This window comes from Lunatimonas salinarum, assembly GCF_017811155.1.
GTDB lineage: Bacteria > Bacteroidota > Bacteroidia > Cytophagales > Cyclobacteriaceae > Lunatimonas > Lunatimonas salinarum.
This window is the reverse complement of record NZ_JACVCV010000011.1, coordinates 81232-99580: the sequence shown is the minus strand read 5'-3', so window position 1 is coordinate 99580 and position 18349 is coordinate 81232. Positions and strand designations below refer to the sequence as shown.

Here is an 18349-nt window from a genome sequence, read left to right as displayed (position 1 = left end):
AAAATCCCTTACCTGCCTAATTGGGGGCCTGTCCAGTTGCAAATGAAAAAATAAAGTTGAAATTTGCACACGTATTATAGGAAGCATGAGAAAAACGAGCGTTTTGACATGAGAAGGTATTTGTTATTCACCGTATTTTGGATTTTGTCGGTTTCGTCTTGGGCGGGGGAACCTTTCTTGCTGGACTCCGTCGGAGTTGAAAAGATAGGAGAGAAGACCTTCATCGTGCATCAAGTAGCGCCGCAGGAGACAATTTTTGGTATCTCACGTCGCTACAATACACCCGTGAGCGAAATCGTGCAAAGCAACGATTCATTGAAGGACGGGCTCAAAATAGGTCAGCGGATTCTAGTGCCTTATATCCAAAAGGAAGCAATACCGGAAGGAGCGATCCTTTACAATGTGCAGCCAGGGGAGACCCTTTTTTCCATTGCCAAAAAGCATGAGGTTAGTGTCCGGGAGCTTCAGGAATGGAATAAGATGCAGGGAAGTGATTTAAGTGTTGGTCAATCACTCATCATCAGGAACGTGGCACCGCCGCAATCAAAACCTGTGCAAGTGATTGAGGAAGCCGTTGCAATAGTAGATCAAAAGGTAGCGGTGACAGAACCTGCAGCCTCACCGAGGGATAGACAGTCGGCCAAGTCAAAGCCGAAGGCCGTCGACAGGGTAACGTCCAATGATGAAAATACCTCTGTTATACCTGAGAGGGCTGCGGCATCATCCAAAGTTACTCCTGCTGCCGCTGAGACGACCTCTTCTATAGGGGGGTGGAAATCCCATACAGTCGCCCAAGGAGAAACGCTCTTCTCAATCGCCCAGGCTTATCAGGCCAAAGTTGAGGATCTGATTACTTGGAACGCGCTTTCATCCAATAACCTATCTATTGGTCAGACGCTAAAGGTGGGTAGAGAGACAGGGGCAAGTATCCCGGTGACACGGTATCCAATACCAGAAGATGGCGGATCGACTGCTAACGTTTCGGAACCTACACCCCCAACGGCAAGTGTCGAGACCTCTACTGCGTATAAGAATGTAAAGGAAACCGGTCAGGCGGAAGTTATCGAAGGTACCAGTAACCATAAAAAATACCTCGTTCTCCACCGAAATGCTCCCGTGGGAACGATCATGAGAATCCGAAACGAGGAAAATGATATCACTATTTTTGCTAGGGTGGTGGGGACACTGCCCAACACCGGAGATAATTCCAGATTAATTGTAAAGGTCTCTAAAGCCGCTTTTGATCAGCTTCGGGCGGTAAATCCGCGTTTTCCGGTAGAAATTTCTTATTGAGGCAGGGAAGAAATTAGTGGATCCTGATAGCGGCTGAGGGGAAAAGTTAGGGCCTCTTGGTTATTTGCTGATTATCAGTTATTTTTGATCTGTTGAATAATTGCAAATGAATAAATTACAGTTACTGTTCCATAATATCTTTAAGTTTATCTGGAACGCTATCTTTATCATCTCTTACCCTGTTCTAGCTACCTTTGGTGTTTTATTTATCACTGTTACTATGATTTTTTCCTGGATCTCCAGGCAGTTAAGTAAGTTGAGTAAATCCCAGGTAAAGGAGGTGACAAGCAGCGAATGGGAGCAAGTTTCCGATGATTCGGATCTTCTGGAAGGAAGACTTCATAAGCAGATTATTTTCGGTCCCAATTGTTACCATTTCCGCCGTAGAGATGGGATCCCATCGGTTATCGAGGATTTTATTTTTGGGAAAAAGGTCAAGGTTTTAGAGGAGGGATTGATTGTAGAGAAATGGAATACCACCGACATCAAACAAATCCCTGATTTTGACATATGCCTTTATAAGCCCGATGACGATAAACTGACAAAACTCACAAATGTCAAGTGTTTTGATTGGCACCTTTCTTCGAAGCAGGATGATTTTTTATATTTCAAGTGGTTTGACGGAATTCAGGGAGGTGAGGTTAAAGTTTCCATCACCGGATGATTGGAGAGCAGTTACGCGACTTCTTGGATGCTAAAGAGCGGGAGTTTAACCAGTCTGATTTTATTCCGTTAGATCCTATTTCCGTACCACACCGCTATAGTAAGAAGCAGGATATCGAGATAGCTGGTTTCTTTGCGGCAACCCTTGCGTGGGGTCAGCGTAAAACCATCATCCAAAAAAGCTTAGAGCTCCTGGAGCGTATGGACCACAGTCCTCATGAGTTTATGCTGCATCATCAAGAACGTGATTTGCTGCCTTTTTTGAGCTTTAAACACCGAACATTCAACGATATTGACACCTTGTATTTTATCGCCTTTTTATCTCATCTCTACCGAAATCAGCAAAGCTTGGAAGATGCATTTACCATAGCTTGGTCTGAAGATGTAGACGTGATGGAGCGGCTTTTGACTAACTTCCATAATTATTTTTTTAGTCTGGATTCGGCTCCGAGCCGTACTAAAAAGCACGTGGCTACCCCTATACGTAAGTCGGCATGTAAGCGGATCAATATGTTTCTTCGGTGGATGGTCCGAGAGGATACCCGTGGGGTGGATTTTGGAATTTGGAAGAGAATTAGACCGTATCAGTTGGTCTGTCCCTGTGACCTGCATGTGGATAGGGTTGCTCGAAAATTAGGGTTGATCACTCGAAAACAAACGGATTGGCTGACAGCGAAGGAGCTGACAGCCAATTTGCGTCTATTGGATCCCAAAGACCCGGTTAGATATGATTTTGCGCTTTTTGGTCTGGGAATTATCGAGAAATTCTGACCGTGGTGTAGGTACGGTTACCGCATCCAGTTTCCAGGATCACGTCTCCACTGATGCAAGGTGGCGAGGTCCTTTTCCGATACATAGTTATCAAGGACAGCTTGCGGAAGCAAGTGTTCATAATCACTCAAGCAGATTAGTTTGACAGCTGCTTTTTCGAAGTTTTCCCTTGCTACCTCAAATCCGTAGGTAAAAATGCTGACCATGCCCAATACTTCAAATCCGGCCGATCGAAGATCTTCCACTGCTTTAAGCGAGCTACCTCCCGTTGATATCAGGTCTTCAATGACTACCACTTTTTGACCGGGAGTGATTTTTCCTTCTATCATATTCTCCATTCCGTGGCCTTTGGGCTTAGAACGGACGTAGAGGAACGGGAGGTTTAGCTGATCTGCGGCGAGTGCCCCCTGCGGGATGCCTGCGGTAGCTACACCTGCTATGGCTTCTGCCGATTCGAAGTGTTTCTGAATGGTTTCGGCGATCTCTTCTTTGATATAGGTACGTATGGCAGGGTAAGAAAGCGCCAGTCGGTTGTCACAGTAAATAGGTGATTTCCAACCCGATGCCCAGGTAAATGGGTCTTGTGGCTTTAGCCGAATGGCCTTTATTTTTAGCAAGTGCTGGGCAATTTTTGTGGCCGTATTTGCATTTTGAATTTCCATGGGATAAAATTATGGGATAAATTTTTATCCTAGGTTGTGGGGGGTGAAAAAAAAGTGCATTTTTGAAAAAACTTGCTCGGGCAATGAAAATTTTTATTAACGACAAGCCTTTGGAGCTTTGTTCTCCTTCTGAATTACCATCCAACCGTACCTTTGAAGTTGTTTTTGACAACCCGGAGGATTTGCCTCACTTTACGGAGTTGTATGACGATGTGTTGATTGTTAACCCTTCCCGAGAGATCATCGTGAAGCTCTTATACCTCCTTCGCACACGAAAGCTGAAAAAGCTGGATAGCATCACTATCGTTAGCGGGATTAAGGAAGAAATGCAGCGATTTATCAAGAGTCGATTTTTCATTATCAAAGCTGCTGGTGGAGTAGTGACCAAAGGGGATAAGGTGTTGTTCATTTATCGCTTGGGGAAATGGGATTTTCCGAAAGGTAAATTCGAAAAGAAGGAGACACCCGAAGAGTGTGCTGTGCGAGAGGTAGAAGAAGAATGTGGACTGAAGGTGAAACTAAAGGCACCTATCTGTAAGACCTGGCACACGTACACCCAAAATCGCAAAAACATTCTCAAAAAGACGTACTGGTACGAGATGGAATGTGTAAAGGATGCCAATATGCAGCCGCAGCTAGAGGAAGGGATAGAGGAACTGAGATGGATGAATCATCAGGAAGCGAAAATTGCGTTGGTTAATTCCTACCCATCGATGCGCTATTTGTACAAGCGTTTTTTAAAATCCTCCCCTCACGCACTTCAAATTTCGTAGGGAAGAAACTCCCTTACATTGCCGCCATACCGGTGCACTTCCCGGATGATAGTAGATGATATGGCGGCAAATTGAGGGGAGGTGATCAAGAATACGGTTTCCAAATTTTCATTTAGGTACCTATTCATTTGACTAATGGTATTTTCGTATTCGAAATCGGTCGTGTTGCGTAGTCCCCTAAGTAGATAGTTGGCCTGATGTTTCTTAGCCAACGAAGAGGTGAGTTCATTATACAAGACGACCTTCACCCTAGGGTTTGCCTGATATAATGTTTCAATCTTATCTACCATCAGCTCTATATCAAAGTAACGGTTCTTTTTAGTAGTATTATGTCCTATGGATATGATGACTTCATCGAAAAGGTTTAGTCCACGCAGGACAATATCGTGATGGCCTCTGGTAAAAGGGTCAAAGGAACCCGGAAATAGGGCGATTTTCTTCATCATCATAGAAGGTTAGAGCGTCCAATGGCCCTCGATTAGACCGGTGTTCCGAAATGTTTCCAAACCTGCTCGGAACGAAAGCTTGTCGTAAGGCGTAATGTGGTCGACGTGTTTGAAAAATGGAGTCAGCTGATCGATCGTACTAAAAATATGAATCAGGTCACCCACCACGCAAAGCCGTAGACTGTGCGGATCGAAGCTTAGTTGCTTGACCACAGCAAACAAGAATTTAAGGAGATCCTGTTCAGTATGTATGATAAAATAGTTAAATAACTGCAATTCACCATTTTCGAATGCACCCAAATAAAGCGCTCCAGGACCGGGAAGTAGAAATATCTGTTGATCGGAGGTGGGAGGAGCATTGTCCAACAGATAAGACAAGTAAAATGCTGCGCCCGAAGACACCTCTAAATCCGGTAAGCTTGCGTCCAATGCCGAAAGCAGGTCCTTTTCTGCACACCCGACTACCTGAACCGTATTGGAATGAACCCCTTCATAATAAATCTCTTTCTTGACGGGGGATGTTTCCGAGTGGAAGTTCAGGTATACCGCGCAGTGGGAGGGATCGAATAACTCTTGGGGAACCAGTACAAAGTGGGTATCGTGAATGAAAAGCTTTCCGGAGGTGTTGGCTGAATGGATTAGCGTATCCGTATTGAATATCAGCGGAATATCAGCGGAGTCTTGAAACGTGTATAGATTTGCCGCACAGACATCCTCCGAGTCATCCTTAGCTAGCACAATCAAAGCCCGGTTATACAAGAAAAGCGATAAACTGGAAACGTCATCCGTATCCAATTTATCGCCATGAAATTTGTTTAGAATATATGTTCCTGCGCTATCCAATTCTTATTCCCAGTTACCGGAGGTAGAAGCGTCTACTCTGGAACCAACCCGAAGCGCTTTTTCGTTGTTGTTTTTCCTTCTGTCAGGGTTGATTGGAGCAGGGTCACGGATTTCAAACACGGAAATCTCCCTGCCACTTCGCTCTATTTTGTCGGTAAAGAACTCAAATTGCTTGCCGCCTGAACCCGGAACCACGTTCATGGTTTCTAGGTTAAACTCTGGGTACTTTCGCTCGTTGAAGAGGGAGTCAATGACATTGACAGACCCTAGGGTGTCAAATTCCACCGTGGTTTCTTCTTTTCCATAATCCAACAGAACAGTAGTTTCTGTACGTTGCACGATGAAAATCTCGCCTTCGGTTATGAATTGGCGCAATGAATCCCAACTGCCCGCATATTCGCCTTTGCTGGCCCGGTATGCAATCTGGGCATCTCTTAGCATTTGAAGCTTTTCGATGATTCTGGCTTCGGTGCGTGCAAGTCTTTTTTCTTCTTCTACTACCTCGTCTACACCCAAGTACAATTTATAACCTAGGCCCAAGGCTCCTAGCAGAAAGACGACTGATAAAATTCTGGTCAGATTCATTTTTGGTTGATTTTAACGTCAGTTAATATGTTTTGAAGAATTGATGGTTTTTATGAGAATGCTAGTTTATGCATTTATTTCCAAAATTAAAATATCCTTTCCATTTTCTTACATCTTCGGTCGATTTTATTCCCCAAAATACCGCGTGTTTTTCTTCCTCACGGATTTTTTGGATTTCCTCTACGCTCATGAAACGTATATCGGTGATTAGTTGATTTGTGGTGTCCAGTTCAGGGTCTTTACCCATTTCCAAATTCCCTCCGATCCATTCTACAGAAAAGTAGAGTTCAATGGCGTGCAAGGGAGGGGAAAGGAATTCGTGGAGGAACAAATACTCGCTAACTTGGATGTGAAGGCCGGTTTCCTCCTTAAACTCCCTTATCAGGTTGTCGGGTGCACTACTGCCAAATTTCATTCCCCCTCCTGGAACATTCCAAAAAAAACGCCCACCCCCCATTCGGTGCTTGATCATCAATATTTTTCCCTCTTTTATTAGAATACCGTTTACCCTCGTGCGCAGGCGGTTGCCAAACTTATCTTCGATTTCTTTTTTTATGTTAGGCATATTCCCCTTAGATTCGTGTCTGTCCTGTAAAGATAATTGCCTTGATGAAGCCTTCGGCCCTTATTCGGAAATATTTTCCGCACCAGCCTACCAGTGGACAAACCCGTTTTTTTAGTATGATGGATGTCTTTTTGGCATCTGAAGTGCAGGCGATGTCTACTTTTATACTTAGAGGTTATGCAGGTACGGGTAAAACCTCCGTGGTTGCTGCATTGGTAAAGGCCTTGCCTTTGCTCAACTTGCGAGCCCTGATGCTCGCGCCAACCGGAAGAGCGGCAAAGGTAATGAGTGGGTATGCCGGCAAAACCGGATTTACTATTCACAAGATTATTTATCGGCCAAAGACGGGCGAAGGGGCGACAGGAATGGGGTATGATCTGCAGAAAAATTACTATCAGCATACGGTATTTATCGTGGACGAAGCGTCCATGCTTGCTGATGACAGTGGGGGTGCCAATAACCTACTCAGAGACTTGGTCCAATTTGTGTTTCAGCATAGCTCAAACCGGCTGCTGCTTATTGGAGATGGGGCGCAGTTGCCTCCGGTGGGCAGCGAAAGTAGCCCCGCCTTGGACAAGCATTATCTTAGCGGGCATTTTCGGCTGCCGGTTGAAGAAGTAGAGTTTACCGAGGTTACAAGACAACAACTCGACTCGGGAATCTTGTACAACGCCACCAAACTACGGAGCGAGTTAGGCAAGAAGGAACCTGTGATAGGATTTTACTCCAAATCGTTCAAGGACTTTTACCGCATGAATGGAGATCGCTTGGAGGAGGGACTCCGATACGCCTACGACCATTACGGAGTCGATAGCACAATCATCGTGACGCGATCTAACAAGGCGGCCGTCCAATACAATCAATACATTCGTCGGGTAATTCATTTTTATGAGGATGAAATTTGTGCCGGCGATCGGTTAATGATTGTTAAAAATAACTACACCTACATGGCTGATTCCGATAAGATCAGCTTTTTGGCAAATGGCGATTTTGCGGAAATTTTAAAAATTCGTTCCTTTGAAGAGTTGTATGGTCTGAGGTTTGCTACCGTGGAACTCAGACTAATTGACTATCCGGAGGAGCCGTATTTCGAAGCAAAGATCATCTTGGATACCTTATACAGTCCTTCCCCGGCGTTGGCGCAGGAAGATTATAATCGCCTATACCAAGAGGTGTTGGCAGACTATCAGGATGTGGAAGGAAAACAGGAATTGAGGGATTCTTTGAAAAAAGATCCTTACCTAAACGCACTTCAAGTGAAGTTTGCCTATGCGTTGACCTGTCATAAGTCCCAAGGGGGGCAGTGGGATGCGGTGTTCGTGGACCAAGGTTACCTTACAGATGAGCAGCTAGACCGTCAGTATATTCGGTGGCTCTACACGGCCATGACCAGGGCCAAAGAAGTGTTGTTTATGGTGAACTTTCACAGTAAATTTTACCTTAAAGAATTGAAAGAATAAAGGCGATACCCATTTGGGAGTCTAGTCGGGAAGTTTTGACCGGTAGCACTGATTTATGGTTTTGATCCTACACATTATTCAACGTTGAATCTAGAAACTGTTAAATAAAAAATAAACAAATGAAGAAGTTAGCGTATTTGTTGGTCTTTGGAATGTTGGCAACCTTTGCAGTACAAGCGCAGGAGCGGTCTGCTGCTGCTCCGGTGATTACCTTTGAAGAGTCCTCGATTGATTTCGGAAACATCACCCAAGGAGAAAAGGTGCAGCATATTTTCAAATTTGAGAACACGGGAAAATCTCCTTTGGTCATCTCGAATGTGGCTGCGACATGTGGCTGTACCGTTCCAGCGTGGCCAAAGGAACCCATCGCGCCAGGTCAAAGCGGCGAGATTAAGGTTTCATTCAACTCCGCTGGAAAAATGGGCAAGCAAAATTCGGTAGTAAGGATCTATTCCAATGCGTCAGAACCTATCGAGAAAGTATCATTGATATCGAATGTGCTCCCTAAAGGGACGAAGTAAACTTATTTAGGTAACCCCGCTACACTAATTGGGGTTACCTAAGATTTTTTTCCTGCATAATGATCTCGAGTAGCATCTCTGCCCACCTGTCGTAGACTTTTTCACTTGGGTGTAAGTCGTCTCCCGCCAGATATTGGTTCATATGACCCAATGCGCGGTATTCGGTGGTGATGTCCAGATACCTTACGCCATATTTTGTGGCGATGCCCCTCTTTCGTTCATTGAAAAGATCGATTTCTGAAGCGATCTTACTTTTATCACGAGCCAACGAGGAGGCATAGGGAGTAACTCCCCAGTCAGGTATGGAAATGACAACTATCCGCTCTTTTTCTTCACCGACATGTGACAATGACTTTTCCATCAGCTTCCTAAAGTCGGCTTCATATTCTTCAATCGATTGCCCTCTGTATTGATTGTTTACGCCAATCAATAGTGTAATCAAGTCAACTTGCTGATCACCCATCTCAGCATCTTCGATGCCCTTCAGAAGATCCTTCGTCGTCCAGCCGGTCATCGCAATAATCCGAGGAGGATCGATGCTGATTTCCCTTTCTCTTAATTTGGCGGCCAACAGATTGGGGAAGTTTTGGGATAGCTCTACTCCCTGGCCAATAGTATAGGAGTCGCCTAGCGCCAAGTAGGAGATCGGGCCTGTCCGAAAACGAGGATTCGCATTTTGAATACTATTTACAGGTTTTTCTTCCATTTGCGATAAGTCATTTTCCATACACGAAATGCATAATTGTAATACCATTGCCAACAGCAAAGCGGATTTTACGCGATAACGAAAATTATGATGACCGAGGAGAGGCATTGTCAAATAAACGAAAGTGCCCAGGAGGAAGTTTGTGGATGTATTACCATTGACCGACTTCAAGGTAGGTTTTTTTTAAGTATGCCTTTTCTTCGGTATAACCACTAGCCAAATATCATTTCTTTAAGTTTGAAACTTCCTTCATCCGCATCAAGGGTAATTTTTGCGCCCATGGGTAGGATAAATTGCTTGGGCACATGCCCTATCATGGCCCCCCGATATGCCGGAACGTTTAGTGGGAGTATGTAGTCCTCGAAGATCTGATCCAAATTGAGGTTACCATACCCGGTAGAAGGGTCACAGTCGGTACACTGTCCAAATATGAATCCCCGAATCTGATCCAACGCTCCCATCAGCTTAAGGGTACTCATCATACGATCGATGCGGTAAGGTTCTTCACCAATATCCTCAAGAAATAGAATTTTGTCTTTGAAATCAGCGAGATAGGGTGAGCCTGCCAAAGCAGTCAGCACTGTCAGGTTGCCACCGAAAAGAACCCCTTCAACCTTTCCGCTACGAATGGTTTGGATTCTGTTTTCCTTGATAACAAGGTCATCGCCTTTTACCAACTCATTTTCATAAGTAACCAATTCTTGTTCAAAGAAGACCTTCTCAAACTGCTTGACGTTGAAGCTATTCCAACTACCGGTTCCGTTTGGTCCATGAAAGGTTATCAGACCTGTTTTTGCGTATATGGCATGGTGCAGTGCGGTAATGTCGCTGTAGCCTAACAACGGTTTGGGGTTCTTCTTTATGATCTCGTAGTCAATAAGGGGAAGGATCCTAGCAGCACCGGAACCACCTCGGATGCAAATGACCGCTTTCACTTCCGGGTCAGCAAACATGGCGTTCAGATCTGAGGCTCTTTCAGCATCTGTTCCGGCTAAATGGCCTCTTCTGTTAAATAGATTTGGCCCCTCTTTTACGCTAAAGCCAAGACCTTCTAAGGCCTCCTTGGCAAAAGTGATCAATATTTTTTCGGAAGTAGCCGCAGAAGGGCTGATCAAGCCGACTAAATCTCCTTTTTTCAAAGGTTTCGGAAGTAATTTTGCGGGAGTATGTCGAGCATCATTCATCCCCATCAAGGGCAGCGCAGCTCCGGAAAGCAGAAGGCTTTTCAGGAAGTTTCTTTTGTTCATGGCGGTGGTCTTCAATGTTTGGATGAAGTTAAAAATTATCTCGGATATAGAGCAAGACTTTCTCGATTTCCCGCCTAACGACGGTTGCCTTATATGGATAATTGTTATTCATCAGTGCAAATGCATAGAACCTATTGCTCCGGGTCTTTACAAATCCTGCAAGGCTATGGTTATTACTGATCGTGCCTGTCTTGGCTATCACGTAGGGGGTAGGTGCATAGTAGTTGTTTTTCAGGGTACCCGTGCGCCCTCCGACAGGGAATAATTGGTAGATTTCTTCATCGGGAAGGATTCGGTATATTTTCTCTAACAGCGTAATCAATGACCTCGGTGTAATCAGGTTATGCCGGGACAACCCGGAACCATCCACCCACTGTGGCCTATCGGGTAGGTCAAACAGGTAGGTCTTCTGTAGGTATTCGATGGTTTTTTCGGTATTCAGTTCTTTGAATACTTCATCCGAAATTTGAAGTAGCAGTTGCTCTGCGATAAAATTGTCACTCTCCAGCATCATTTCCTTATATAGGGTGCGGGTAGGCACCCCTCTGAAAATGAAATGTTCCGCCGGTAAGGGCTCTTTGGAGGGATGCACTGTTTTGCGCCACTCAAGACTGGCGAGGGTCACAAAGGTTTTTTGTGATGTGATGAATGGCACCTGGGCGCGCATGCCGTTGTACGTTTTTGGATTGAAAAAAAAATCATTGGAGTGCAATTCCCGGGTTACGTTCCGCACATTTTTGTCATCTTGATAGATGGAGAATATCGACGGCCTTAACGAGGGGCGGTTGTTCACGTTGATGGAAGTCACTAAGTTGCCGAATAGAGGGAAAGGGGATTTTTCCGCTGAATAAGCGTAGTTGTAATCGTCCCATTGCCACCCGTAGCCCAGAGCCTCGTCTTTCCAATTGTGATCTGAAAAGTAGACTTCTCGGTAGTTGGACAGGAAGGAATCGATTTTGGGTTTGGGTATGCCGGCTGCTGGATAATACAAGGAGGGATCCCCTGATCCCCAAATAAGGACATCCTCGCCTTTAGGTACATAGCGAAGAAGTGTCGTGCTGTCTCCCAGCACCAACAGGGAGGAGAAAAGGGTCAGTAATTTGGTGGTGGAAGCAGGAATGAAATATAGGTGACTGTTCTTTTCAAACGCAACGATTTGGCTATCCAGATCGTAGAGCATGAATCCAGTCAGGTGATTATCGAAGAACGTATTTTTACCAACAAGCCCATCTAAACCGACATATCGTTCTAGCGGAGACTGTGCATTTACGGTACATGATATAAAAATGAGGCTAGCTAAAAAAGACGCTTTCGCTTTGATTCCCATACGAATGAAATTCTTTATAAATTAAGTTGGTTAAACGATTATCTTCGACGCTCCTCTGATCATCCATCCCCACCCAACGATGAAAGCTACGCCTCCCAATGGCGTGATAGCACCCACCCAGGTAACTCCTGTAAGGGATAACACATAAAGGGAGCCGGAAAAAATGAAGATTCCTATTATAAAGAGCAGCGCCGCTCGCTTCCAATCGTTTTGTGCAGGATATTGCCGGGCCAATAGCGCACAACCCAGCAACGCAAATGCATGGTAGAATTGGTATTTCACGGCTATCTCAAACGTATCCGTTCGGCCGGTGCTTTCCAAAAGATCAGCTAGTCCGTGTGCACCGAAGGCACCCAGGCCCACACCTAGGGCACTTAGACATGCCGCAAGCTGAATCATCGTTTTTATTTCCATATCTCAGTGATAATTTCGTTCTCCAAAGATTGCACTGCCGATACGAACCATGGTGCTGCCCTCTTGCTGTGCGATAAGGTAATCCCCGCTCATACCCATGCTTAATTCGTTAAGTGATACATTTTCCGGAAGGTCTTCATGGTTCAGCTCGTCCCTGAGTTTGCGCAGACCGGAAAACTCGGATCGGATGGTTTGCTCGTTAGCCGTCAAGGTAGCCATGCCCATTAGCCCCTCAATTTTTACGTTTTTCATCTGGGGTAGTTCGGGACTTAGTAGAATTTCCCGAAGTTCCTTGTCGTCCAGGCCAAACTTGGTCTCTTCCCTAGCGATATGTACCTGAAGCAGGCAGGAAATGACTCTATTCGTTTTTTGACCTTCCTTATTTATTTGTATTAGCAATTTCATGGAATCAACTCCATGGATCAGGTGAACAAAAGGAGCAATGTATTTCACTTTGTTTCGCTGTAGGTGTCCGATCATGTGCCAACGGATATCCTTGGGTAATTGGAGGGCTTTTTCGGCCAGTTCCTGAACTTTGTTTTCTCCAAAATCTCTTACTCCGGATTCGTAGGCTTCCAGTATAGCGGGTATAGGCTTGGTTTTGCTGACGGCTATCAGGAGGCATTCGTCTGCCGTGAATGATTTCTTCAGTTGACTTAAATTTTCCCGTATACTCATGGATAGTCGGTTGTTTCGTTTGTGCAGGCAAGGGTAATAATCAGCTTGGCACAAAGATAATGGTATATCTAGATAGTATGGCAAGCCTGGGTGCATTCCTTACCCTTTTAGAAGGTACTCGGTAGAGCAGTGTCGTGCAATTTCGAAAAGTTCAAGCGGATGTATAGGGTGTAATTTTATAATATCTGTTTAGCGTATTTTGATGGGTGGTTTCCGTTCATCATATAAAAAGATAATGAAGTGATTAAAAAAAAGTGGTTTTCCCCTTTTATTTTTATTTCAATAATTTTAACTTTCGGGAATTTGGTAGTATCGAATATATACCATTATTTGATATACGGAATAAAATTTCGCACAGAAACTTTAAGGCGTTTCGTGATGGTTTTAATCTAGTAGGAGGGATGATATGGTTTTGATTTAAATTTATCCGTTTGTGTAAAAATGGCCTATTGTTCCGCAGCCGCGGATTTCCATAGGATGTGAATTCCAATTTAATCCAAAATGATTCATTATGAAAAAACGCTTACTCTTGATTTGCTTGAGTTTGCTGACCTCGATAGGGGCTGCCATTCAAGCGCAAACGGTGACCGGTAGGGTTACAGATCAGGCCGATAACAGCCCCCTGCCCGGGGTTTCGGTGTTAATTAAGGGGACTTCTACGGGTACTGCCACTGATGTGGATGGTAGGTACAGTTTGAATGTTTCGGGTGGAGAGACCGTGTTGGTGTTCTCTTATTTGGGTTTTCAAACCGTCGAGCAGACTGTTGGAAACCGTACTTCAATTGATCTTGTGATGCAAGAAGATGCCTCTGAGCTCTCTGAAGTGGTGGTGACCGCGTTGGGTATCGAGCGAAATGTGAAGGCCCTTCAATATTCGATAACCCAGGTGGGAGGCGAGGAGTTTACCCAAGCTCGGGAAAACAACTTGGCTAATCAATTGGCTGGCCGGGTAGCCGGTGTGAACGTCACCAATGTGGCCTCCGGTCCAGCAGGTTCTTCCAGGGTAATCATACGGGGAAACACTTCCTTGCAGGGTAACAATCAACCATTGTATGTGATAGATGGTGTGCCCATGGATAACACCAACTTCGGCCAAGCAGGGGTTTGGGGAGGCAGCGACGGAGGTGATGGTATGACCAGTGTGAATCCGGATGACATCGAGTCTATGTCTGTACTAAAGGGAGCGAGTGCAGCAGCCCTGTATGGATCCCGTGCGGCGAATGGGGTAATTTTGATTACAACGAAGCGGGGCACTTCTAGAAAAGGCATCGGCATCGAGTTTAATTCAAATGCCGTTTTTGAACGAATCAACAATCAGACGGACCTTCAGACTACTTTTGGTTCCGGCCGCTTCCAGGGAGATCAGCAGACAGGTGCTTTCGTCCGTCCTACCACGGTTCGGCAAGCCTATGATTGGGGTACCCAAGCGTGGGGCGAACGATTGGGTTCAGGAAATGCCATGTACTTTGATGGGATAGAGCGCCCTTATGTAGATGCCGGTGATAACTGGAACAGATTTTATGAAACAGGGCAGGCATTTACCAACAGCCTGTCGCTTGCAGGAGGAAGTGAAACCCAGACATTCCGGTTCAATGTAACTGACCTGCGTAGTACATCCGTGGTTCCAAATGCAGGGTTTGATAGGATCAATATGTCGCTAACTACAAATGGTAAGTTTGGTAATAGACTGACATTTGACGCCAAGGTGATGTATTCCAATGAAAACACCAAGAACAGACCTCGCCTTTCAGACTCTCCCGGTAATGCCTTTCAGTCTATTTTTGCACTTCCGCCTAACGTCAATGTAGAGTGGGGTAGGGGAAACCCAAATCGTTTGGGGACAATAGCTCCTGGTACGGATCCAGCATTGCTGAACGTCTGGGGATTTGCCGAGAATGAGGAGTACTTGATGACAAACAACCCATGGGGACAAAACCCCTATTTTGCCACGCACCAATTATCCGTGAACGACATTAGGGATAGGATCATTACCTCCGGGTCAATGAGGTATAATATCACCGATCACCTGTATATTTCCGGCAGAGCAGGCATGGACTGGTTTGTTCGTAGGTTTTCCAGTCTGACACCTCAGGGTACAGGATACGACCGAGGAGGAAATATTTCGGAAGGTAATAGAACGGTCAGCGAGATCAACCTTGAATCCATGTTGGGGTACAACCAGGAATTTGGTAAGTTTGGGGTTAATGCTTTTGTGGGGTCCAACTGGATGCGCCGGAAAGATGAGACCATTTCTGCTAACGGTCAGCGTTTCAACGTACCATTCTTCCATGCCATCAACAATGCAGTCGTGCGGAATTACGGCTATGGATTTTCTGAATGGGGAATCAATTCAGTCTTCGGATCCGCCGAGTTTAGCTACAATAACTTCTTATTTGTAACTGCCACTGCCCGGCAGGACTGGTTTTCTACGCTAAATCCGGCCTCTAACAGTGTGCTCTATCCTTCAGTGGGTGGATCCTTTGTGTTTTCGGATGCCATGACCAATTTGCCCACTTGGTTGAGTTTTGGTAAGATCAGAACTTCTTGGGCGCGAGTAGGAAACTCTACAGTAGGGCCTTATCAGACGCTGAATGTGTACTCTCTTTTAGGAGCTCCTGCGGTTAACTTTGCAGGTCAGAACGTGCCCATGGCCTCATTTGCAACTGCCCAGGGCAACGCCGGCACGATTCCAAATCCCTTTTTGATTCCGCTGCTCTCTACTGAAACCGAAGTGGGTTTTGACGTGCGTTTTTTTCAGAATCGATTGGGAATTGATTTTACCTATTACAGCCAATTGAGTTCAGAAGATCAACTGAATGCACAAATATCCCGAACTTCAGGTTTTGGGTCAACCCTGGTAAACTTGGGAAGGATGCAAAACAGGGGGATTGAATTATTACTCACCGGTACACCCATCCAAAATTCAAAGGTTACATGGGATGTTTCCTTGAATATCGCCCGAAACCGAAATCGCGTATTGTCGCTAATAGAGGGAACGGAACTGCTGAATGTAGAGGAACCAAGAACTCGAACCGTATTTGTGCAGCATCGCGTCGATCAGCCTTTTGGTGTACTTGCCGGATGGGTCCAAAAGCGAACTTCTGATGGGCAACCGATTTTTGAACCGAATGGTGCGCCTGTTCAGTCAGATCAAATGGAAATCATCGGCAATGGGATAGCGGACTTCACCGGAGGGTTAAACAACAGTATTACCTTCAAAGGTTTTAATCTGTCCGCATTGATAGATTTCCGAGTAGGTGGTGATATCTATTCGGGTACCAACCTTCGCTTGAGTCAGTGGGGCTTGCACAAGCAGACACTGGCTGGTCGTCCCGGCGAAGCACCACTGACAGTCAGCGGAGTGGTGCAAGAGGGTACGGATTCAAATGGCAATCCGGTTTATGCTCCTTTTTCCAAGACGCTTACCCCAGGTGAGGCGGTAAACTACTGGCAGCGTATGGGGGATCGGGTACAGGATTTCTTCGTTTATGACGGGTCCTTTGCCAAGCTAAGGCAAGTGACGCTGGGGTACAACTTCCCTAGAAGAATTACCGAAAAGACTCCGTTCAATTCCTTGGGACTGTCATTTGTCGGCCGAAACTTATCCATTTTGTGGAAGAATATTGAGAATGTGGATCCGGAGTCTGCGTACTCGTCCGGTAACGGTCAAGGATTGGACTACTTCGGCATGCCACAGACAAGAACCTATGGTTTTAACCTAAGAGCTACTTTCTAAATCAAACGAGCTAGATTATGAAACTGATAAATAAATTTGTAGGCTTTATTCTTGTCGCCTCCATTCCATTGATTGGATGTGATACTGAAAATCTACATGATCTAAACATAAACCCACAGGCGGTTACTCAAATAGACCTGAATTTCATCTTCACGGCAGCCGAGTTGGGTACGGCATCCGGCGGTTCTGCTGGGGATAACCGCTACATTGACTGGCGTACCAATATAGGAATGGGCGCCTACCTCATCCAACAGCTTGCTAATGCGGGTGGAGGCATTGCTCCGGGGGATAAATACACCGAGAATTTTGAGTCAAGCAATGCTCCCTTTGAGTTCTTCTATGGGGACGCATTGAAAAACATTGCCGAAGTCTTGAGACAAACCGGACCGGGTGGTTTTGACGAGGGAAATAAAGTAAATTTGAGAAATGCGGCCCGTATCTTGAGGGTATTGAACTTTCATAGACTGACCGACTTCTATGGAAATATCCCTTATACTGAAGCGCTTCAGGGGTTAGACGGGGTGTTTTTTCCGAAGTACGATAAGCAATCCGATATTTATCCTGCGATGCTTAGGGAATTGGAGGAGGCAACTGCGGCACTGAATGCCTCAAACCCCAACGAGGGCTTTTCCAATGCAGACATCATCTTCAATGGCGACATCACAAAATGGAAGAAGTTCGGCTACTCATTGATGTTGCGGCTTGCGATGAGGGTTTCCAACGTAGCACCTCAGCTTGCTGCCGAGTACGTGACCAAAGCAGTGGCCGGAGGGGTCATGATGACCAATTCAGAAAATGCATGGGTTCCCATGTCAGAGGGTCCAAGTGTTTGGATTAACCAAAACGGGATTTCTAGGGCATTTTATCCAGGTGATGGTGGCCAGCCCAGCTTCCTAAGCCAAACGTTGGTAGACTGGCTGAAAGCCGGTGCAACTACGGCGGACCAAGTTGATCCAAGATTGATGATCTTGAGTGGCGGGATTGCGCAGTGGTCGGCTAACGCATGGACCCCAACGAATACAAACCCCCTAGAACAAAAGGGGATGCCAAATGGGTTTGACGCCGCAGGATTAGATGAATTGGAAGGGGGAGAGGTAGATCAAACGGCAACTTATTCCCGTATCAATTTTCTGATGCTGCAACGTGACGATCCATACATGCTCATGAATGCCGCAGAATCCCATTTTTTGATGGCTGAGGCGCTTGAACGTGGAATTGGTTCCGGCATTCCCGGTACGGCAAGGGCGCATTATGAGGCTGGAGTGAAAGAAGCCATGCAGATGTACACCCCTTACGACGAGTCCTTGGCAGTTACCGATGCCCAAGTGGCTGCCTATTTGCAACGTCACCCCTATGGAGTTGAAAAGCCGGCCCTTGAAATGATCGGGGAACAACTCTGGGTGAGCAAATTCTTCAATTGGTGGGAAGCTTGGTCTGACTGGAGAAGAACGGGGTACCCTGTTCTAACCCCAACCAACCATCCTGCCAGCGTCACCAACGGGGTTATCATGCGGAAGCTGCGTTATCCAGCCTACGAAGTAGCTTCAAACGCGAATTTCCAAGAGGGAGCTACCCTTCCAGATTTATTTACCACAAGGGTATGGTGGGATGGCGGAAATTGATTAATCAATTGACCTAATAATGCTAAAAGCCCCGGGT

General features: G+C 45.6%; 18 protein-coding genes. 8 read left to right on the top strand and 10 right to left on the bottom strand.

Annotation, left to right across the window (positions count from 1 at the left end; translation table 11 throughout):
- Nucleotides 1-108: 108 nt before the first annotated feature.
- The 3 genes from IAQ59_RS14405 (at nt 109) to IAQ59_RS14395 (ending at nt 2727) form a co-directional block, all read left to right on the top strand.
- The gene (locus IAQ59_RS14405; RefSeq protein WP_209331531.1) at nt 109-1293 is read left to right on the top strand and encodes a LysM peptidoglycan-binding domain-containing protein; all 1185 of its coding nucleotides are present in this window, start codon (nt 109-111) and stop codon (nt 1291-1293) included.
- Nucleotides 1294-1513: 220 nt separating this feature from the next.
- Entirely contained in the window at nt 1514-1957 is a 444-nt protein-coding gene (locus IAQ59_RS14400) for a hypothetical protein (RefSeq protein WP_342450708.1), read from the top strand.
- Complete coding sequence (locus tag IAQ59_RS14395; RefSeq protein ID WP_209331529.1) at nt 1954-2727, top strand: TIGR02757 family protein; 774 nt, start codon at nt 1954-1956, stop codon at nt 2725-2727. Before IAQ59_RS14400 ends, IAQ59_RS14395 begins: the two co-directional genes overlap by 4 nt.
- 17 nt (nt 2728-2744) lie before the next feature.
- Here IAQ59_RS14395 and pyrE read toward each other — a convergent pair whose 3' ends face one another.
- Nucleotides 2745-3389, bottom strand: coding sequence for an orotate phosphoribosyltransferase (gene pyrE, locus IAQ59_RS14390; protein ID WP_209331528.1), 645 nt, complete (start codon nt 3387-3389; stop codon nt 2745-2747).
- A gap of 83 nt (nt 3390-3472) precedes the next feature.
- On the opposite strand from pyrE, the gene IAQ59_RS14385 reads away from it, so the two are divergent.
- Nucleotides 3473-4162, top strand: a complete 690-nt coding sequence (locus IAQ59_RS14385) for an NUDIX hydrolase (protein ID WP_209331527.1) — start codon at nt 3473-3475, stop codon at nt 4160-4162.
- Here IAQ59_RS14385 and coaD read toward each other — a convergent pair.
- The 4 genes from coaD to IAQ59_RS14365 all read right to left on the bottom strand — a co-directional run bounded on the left by coaD (nt 4150) and on the right by IAQ59_RS14365 (nt 6601).
- Nucleotides 4150-4605 carry a pantetheine-phosphate adenylyltransferase gene (gene coaD, locus IAQ59_RS14380; RefSeq protein WP_209331632.1) on the bottom strand — a complete coding sequence of 152 codons (456 nt, stop codon included), beginning with the start codon at nt 4603-4605 and terminating at the stop codon, nt 4150-4152. The two genes, IAQ59_RS14385 and coaD, sit on opposite strands and share 13 nt — an antisense overlap.
- 12 nt (nt 4606-4617) lie before the next feature.
- Nucleotides 4618-5403, bottom strand: coding sequence for a DUF3822 family protein (locus IAQ59_RS14375; protein ID WP_209331526.1), 786 nt, complete (start codon nt 5401-5403; stop codon nt 4618-4620).
- A gap of 51 nt (nt 5404-5454) precedes the next feature.
- Entirely contained in the window at nt 5455-6036 is a 582-nt protein-coding gene (locus IAQ59_RS14370; RefSeq protein WP_209331525.1) for a hypothetical protein, read from the bottom strand.
- A 61-nt stretch (nt 6037-6097) separates the two neighbouring features.
- The gene (locus IAQ59_RS14365) at nt 6098-6601 is read right to left on the bottom strand and encodes an NUDIX domain-containing protein (RefSeq protein ID WP_209331524.1); all 504 of its coding nucleotides are present in this window, start codon (nt 6599-6601) and stop codon (nt 6098-6100) included.
- A 119-nt stretch (nt 6602-6720) separates the two neighbouring features.
- On the opposite strand from IAQ59_RS14365, the gene IAQ59_RS14360 reads away from it, so the two are divergent.
- Nucleotides 6721-8061, top strand: coding sequence for an ATP-dependent DNA helicase (locus IAQ59_RS14360; RefSeq protein WP_245189620.1), 1341 nt, complete (start codon nt 6721-6723; stop codon nt 8059-8061).
- A gap of 119 nt (nt 8062-8180) precedes the next feature.
- Nucleotides 8181-8582 carry a DUF1573 domain-containing protein gene (locus IAQ59_RS14355; RefSeq protein ID WP_209331522.1) on the top strand — a complete coding sequence of 134 codons (402 nt, stop codon included), beginning with the start codon at nt 8181-8183 and terminating at the stop codon, nt 8580-8582.
- A 34-nt stretch (nt 8583-8616) separates the two neighbouring features.
- Here the strand turns inward: IAQ59_RS14355 and IAQ59_RS14350 are convergent, their stop codons facing one another.
- The 5 genes from IAQ59_RS14350 to IAQ59_RS14330 form a co-directional block, all read right to left on the bottom strand.
- Nucleotides 8617-9288 carry an SGNH/GDSL hydrolase family protein gene (locus tag IAQ59_RS14350; RefSeq protein ID WP_245189611.1) on the bottom strand — a complete coding sequence of 224 codons (672 nt, stop codon included), beginning with the start codon at nt 9286-9288 and terminating at the stop codon, nt 8617-8619.
- A 212-nt stretch (nt 9289-9500) separates the two neighbouring features.
- Nucleotides 9501-10535, bottom strand: coding sequence for a S66 peptidase family protein (locus IAQ59_RS14345; RefSeq protein WP_209331521.1), 1035 nt, complete (start codon nt 10533-10535; stop codon nt 9501-9503).
- A gap of 28 nt (nt 10536-10563) precedes the next feature.
- Nucleotides 10564-11862 (bottom strand): D-alanyl-D-alanine carboxypeptidase/D-alanyl-D-alanine-endopeptidase, encoded by a 1299-nt coding sequence (locus IAQ59_RS14340; protein ID WP_209331520.1) that lies wholly within the window; start codon nt 11860-11862, stop codon nt 10564-10566.
- A 30-nt stretch (nt 11863-11892) separates the two neighbouring features.
- On the bottom strand, nt 11893-12276 hold the full coding sequence (locus IAQ59_RS14335; protein WP_209331519.1) for a DUF423 domain-containing protein: 384 nt from the start codon (nt 12274-12276) through the stop codon (nt 11893-11895).
- 3 nt (nt 12277-12279) lie between these two features.
- The gene (locus IAQ59_RS14330; protein ID WP_209331518.1) at nt 12280-12954 is read right to left on the bottom strand and encodes a YggS family pyridoxal phosphate-dependent enzyme; all 675 of its coding nucleotides are present in this window, start codon (nt 12952-12954) and stop codon (nt 12280-12282) included.
- Nucleotides 12955-13465: 511 nt separating this feature from the next.
- Between IAQ59_RS14330 and IAQ59_RS14325 the strand changes: the two genes are divergently transcribed.
- Both IAQ59_RS14325 and IAQ59_RS14320 read left to right on the top strand, forming a co-directional pair.
- Nucleotides 13466-16690: a SusC/RagA family TonB-linked outer membrane protein gene (locus IAQ59_RS14325; protein WP_209331517.1), complete on the top strand. Its 3225-nt coding sequence runs from the start codon at nt 13466-13468 to the stop codon at nt 16688-16690.
- 17 nt (nt 16691-16707) lie between these two features.
- A complete protein-coding gene (locus IAQ59_RS14320; RefSeq protein ID WP_209331516.1) occupies nt 16708-18312 on the top strand; it encodes a SusD/RagB family nutrient-binding outer membrane lipoprotein in 1605 nt (534 codons plus the stop codon).
- Nucleotides 18313-18349 lie beyond the last annotated feature (37 nt).